At 61.9% G+C, this 1,970-nt stretch carries 1 protein-coding gene and 2 pseudogenes; all 3 read left to right on the top strand.

Going from position 1 to position 1,970, the window contains the following annotated elements; translation table 11 throughout:
* Positions 1 to 727: nucleotidyl transferase AbiEii/AbiGii toxin family protein (locus tag EN749_RS34855; RefSeq protein WP_128364874.1), on the top strand; the 727-nt coding region annotated here is incomplete at its 5' end.
* An 88-nt stretch (positions 728 to 815) separates the two neighbouring features.
* Positions 816 to 984: pseudogene (locus EN749_RS34850) on the top strand (helix-turn-helix domain-containing protein); the annotation flags it as partial.
* Between the two features lie 231 nt (positions 985 to 1,215).
* Positions 1,216 to 1,970: pseudogene (locus tag EN749_RS34845) on the top strand (DEAD/DEAH box helicase family protein); the annotation flags it as partial.

Here is a 1,970-nt window from a genome sequence, read left to right as displayed (position 1 = left end):
GAAGCGCCGCGCCAAGCTCGACGCCATCCGGGACGCCTGCCGTGCGTATATCACAGGGCCGCTGCGAGACTTCCTCACCGCTCAACTTGCCGACATAACGAACGGCGCCGGACGGGTGGAGCTCGACGAAGCCGATGCCGATGGTCAGACCCTGCTGCTCTGGTATCCCGAGGTCGAGCCGCGTGATGGCGCCTATGTGCGACCGGCCATACGCCTCGAGTCCGGGGCGAAATCGGCGCTTGATCCCAATCGCCCCATCACGATCACGCCCTATGTCGGGGAGGAAGCGGCAGGCATTGATCTCACCGTCGCCGACGTGACCACGATCGAGGCGACCCGCACCTTTTGGGACAAGGTGGTGATCGCCCATGGATTGCGCCGCTGGTACGAGCGGCGCGGCGAACTGCGGCAGGAAGGCCAGCGGGTGTCTCGGCACTATTATGACCTGCACTGTCTTCTCGGATCCGAGACCGGAAAGGTCGCGCTCGGCGATCTCGATCTTGGCACCGATTGTGTACGGCACGCACGAATGTTTTTCGACCGTCCCGACTATGACCTCGCCTCAGCAGTCCCGGGCAGCTTCGCGATCGCGCCCGCTCCAATGATGGTGGACGCGCTCAAGCGCGACTATGCCAATACGGCGGCCATGATCTTCGGCACTCCGCCGAGTTTCGATGACATTCTGGAATCAGCACGGCAGATTGAGCAGGACATCAACGGCAAGTAGCTGTTCACAACCGCGTCCGCCTTCCCTCCAATGAGCGAGCCGCCTTTCTTGCGGCCTTAGTTCGTCGTAGCGAGCGGATGGTGTGGGGATGAAGTCGGTGGATACGATTGCTCAGGTTCGGCGCGCTCTCCATGTGCAAGGATGGTCGCTCAAGCGGATTTGCCGCGAGCTGCATGTGTCTCGGAACACGGTCCAGATCCGACGAGACGTCGTTCTCCTACGAACGCGAGCGGCAGCCCAAGCCGACGATCGCCCCATAGCAGGATCAGCTCGACGCTTTTCTGACCGGCAACCGTGGCAAAGCCGCCCGCGAGCACCGTCGAAGCGCGTCATAGGATGAGCGTCCGGTTTCTGGAATAGTTTAACGTCCGCTCCTGGCGGGCGCATATTTCCAATCGAAAAACACCATTTGGGAAGACCAGCAGCCCTAAGGTTGATAAAGGAATTCCATCCCGCGCAAAGTGCGTGGGAGTCGCTCTGGGGGGAGCATGACGAAACCTTTCTACGCCGAGCCGATTCTCAACTCGCCGTATTTGCCGCCGACGCGACATCACGCGCTTGGAGAGGACGGCCAGCCACTGGAGCATCCGCCCATCGAAGGGCGGAGGCGCTCGAAATATGTCACGCCGGTCCCGAAGGTGCGTCGCGCGAAGGCGGCGGCTACGCGGAACCAGACCTCTCTTTCATTTGATGCCGAGGAAGGCTCCACCAGCGGCTACAACCCGACGCCGATCATCAACGAGATTCGCGGCCACCTCGATTCCTGGCGTGCGCTGCCGAATCCCAACGACTGGGGTGTGACGCCTGTCACCCAGCGCTTGCTGCAGCACTGGCGGTATCACGAATTCTCCAACCAGAAACCCTTCTTCTGCCAGATCGAGGCGGTCGAGACGGCAATCTGGCTGGCCGAGGTTGCTCGCGGACGGAAACAGTACGCGCACATCTTCCGCCACCTGCAGGAAGCCAACCGGGACGCCAACCCGGACCTGTTCAGGCTGGCGCTGAAGCTGGCGACCGGCGCGGGCAAGACAACCGTCATGGCCATGCTGATCGCCTGGCAATCGATCAACGCGGCGCGGCAGCCCAACTCGTCCCTCTTTTCGCGCGGATTCCTGTTGGTCGCGCCAGGCATCACCATTAAGGATCGCCTCCGTGTCCTGAATCCTTCCGACACCGACAACTACTACCGCACGCGAGAGCTTGTGCCCGCCGAGCTGATGACCGACCTTGGCAAGGCCAAGAT

Origin of the sequence: Mesorhizobium sp. M7A.F.Ca.ET.027.02.1.1 (assembly GCF_004022985.1) — a bacterium.
In the GTDB taxonomy this organism is placed as follows: domain Bacteria; phylum Pseudomonadota; class Alphaproteobacteria; order Rhizobiales; family Rhizobiaceae; genus Mesorhizobium.
Note: the sequence above shows the minus strand (reverse complement) of the source record. Positions and strands in the feature narration are given on the sequence as shown.